This is a genomic window from Streptomyces solincola, from assembly GCF_002982015.1.
GTDB lineage: Bacteria > Actinomycetota > Actinomycetes > Streptomycetales > Streptomycetaceae > Streptomyces > Streptomyces solincola.
Genome location: NZ_PVLV01000266.1, coordinates 1 through 1,796, shown reverse-complemented (window position 1 = coordinate 1,796; position 1,796 = coordinate 1). Strand labels below are relative to the sequence as shown.

The window sequence follows — 1,796 nt, the reverse complement described above, 5'->3', positions numbered from 1 at the left end:
CGTCCGACCCGGCCGCCGTACCGACCCGGCCGCCGTCCGACCCGACCGCCGTACCGCGCCGCGAACGGGCCCGGCGCGGCTACCGTGGGATCCGGGGCCGGGGCGGCCATGACGGCCGCGTCGCGGTCGGCTCCCGGTCGGGTCGGGCCGGCTGACCGCCGGGGCGTGGTCCGCTGCTCACGGTCGTTTCACGAGGAGGCTGCGCGGTGCGACGGATGTGGACGCTGCTGGCGGTGCTGTTCGGCGCGCTGGCGGTGGGCAGCGCGGGCCGTCTGCTGGAGGGGACCGGTGCGGTCACCGGCGGGACGCTGCTGACCACCGCCTTTCTCGGGGTGCTGGCCTGGGCGTGTCTGCGCCGCCGGGGGACCCGGCGGAGCTGAGCGGCGTCACGCCCTCGGCGCCGCGGTCCGGCGGGCGTAGCGGCGGGCCAGGGGTTCGACGCTCAGCCCGTGCAGCACGATGCTGAGCATGACGGTCATCACCATGACCTGGGCGATGAACCCGCCCCGTTCGTCCGGCAGTTCGACCACGACGAGCAGTCCGAAGACGATGGAGGGCACCCCCCGGGGGCCCATCCAGCCGAGGAAGAGCCGGTCCCGGACGGACAGCGGGGTGCCGCTGAGCGCCAGCAGCACCGGCAGCATGCGCACCAGGGTGACGGCGAGCAGGGCGAAGAGCAGCACCGGGGCCTCGAGGCCGTCCCAGAACTCGTTGTTGACGATCTGGCCGAAGACGAACCAGAGGGCGAGCAGGCACAGGGTGAGCACGTCGTCGGCCATCTCCACCGCGCCGCGGCCCAGATGGCGCAGTGCGGGCGCGAAGCAGACCCCGGCGACGAAGGAGGCGACGAAGCCGTTGCCGCCGAGCGCCACCGAGAGGGTGTACGCGGCGATGGGGACGGCGAGCACGGCGAGGCGGGTGGCCGACGCCTGGGTCCAGCCGCGCGCCCAGGCGCGGCGCAGGGTCCATGAGGCGGTGACGCCGGTGGCTGCTCCGGCGGCGAGCGCCCAGCCTGCCGAGGTGACGGCCTCCAGCAGGGCTTCGGAGTAGTCGGTGGATCCCCCGGCGTGGGACTCCGCGCCGATGGCGAGGCAGAGGAGGAAGACGGGGGAGATCAGACCGTCGTTGAGGCCGCCCTCGACGTTGAGGACCTCGCGCAGCCTGGCCGGGATGCGCCGGTCGCGGACCACGGCGGTGGTGGGGGCGAGATCGAGCGGGATGACGACGGTGGCGAGGGCGGCGAGCAGCCAGTACGGCTGGTCGGGGAAGCAGGCGAGGCCGGCGAGGAAGGCGGCGCCGAGGGTGAGCGGCAGCCCGATGGCAAGCAGCCGGGTGACGACGGCCCGTTCCCGGCGGATGACGGCGCCGGGGACCTCGGTGGCGTCGACGAAGAGCAGCAGGGCGAGCACGACCTCGACCGCGTGTTCGAAGGCGGAGTCGTCGAACTCGAAGGTCAGCGGCGGGTGGGAGCCGACGGTGAGGGCGATGCCGGCGGCCATCATGGCGAGCGGGGCGGTGATGCTCCAGCGGGCGAGCCGGTGCGAGAACAGGGCCCAGGCGAAGAGGATCCCGGCGATGACGGTGTAGGCGAGCATGGGCCCCCTGGCCTCGCGTCGGTGCGCCGCGGGCAAGCCCGGCGGCCATTGCGAGGGGGACGATATGCGCCGCCGCGCCGGTGGCCGCGGCTCGCCATGCAGCCGTTGGAGTGGTGTGGGGGCCGGTACGCGGACGGCCGGCTTCCGCGCGCGCGGAGGCCGGCCGTCCGGTGGGGCGGGAGGGTCAGCCCAGGACCCACT

2 protein-coding genes are annotated in these 1,796 nt (G+C 74.8%); one reads left to right on the top strand and one right to left on the bottom strand.

Translation table 11 applies throughout. The features are described from left to right. The first annotated feature begins 206 nt into the window (after positions 1-206). On the top strand, positions 207-380 hold the full coding sequence (locus C6N75_RS30745; protein ID WP_181160513.1) for a hypothetical protein: 174 nt from the start codon (positions 207-209) through the stop codon (positions 378-380). A 6-nt stretch (positions 381-386) separates the two neighbouring features. Here the strand turns inward: C6N75_RS30745 and C6N75_RS17650 are convergent, their stop codons facing one another. Then, the gene (locus C6N75_RS17650) at positions 387-1,595 is read right to left on the bottom strand and encodes a cation:proton antiporter domain-containing protein (protein ID WP_105869866.1); all 1,209 of its coding nucleotides are present in this window, start codon (positions 1,593-1,595) and stop codon (positions 387-389) included. Between the last annotated feature and the right edge of the window lie 201 nt (positions 1,596-1,796).

Bases quoted from the DNA above. Each gene is read 5' to 3' on its own strand.
- C6N75_RS17650 (WP_105869866.1), bottom strand. From the start codon at position 1,595: ATGCTCGCCTACACCGTCATCGCCGGGATCCTCTTCGCCTGGGCCCTG.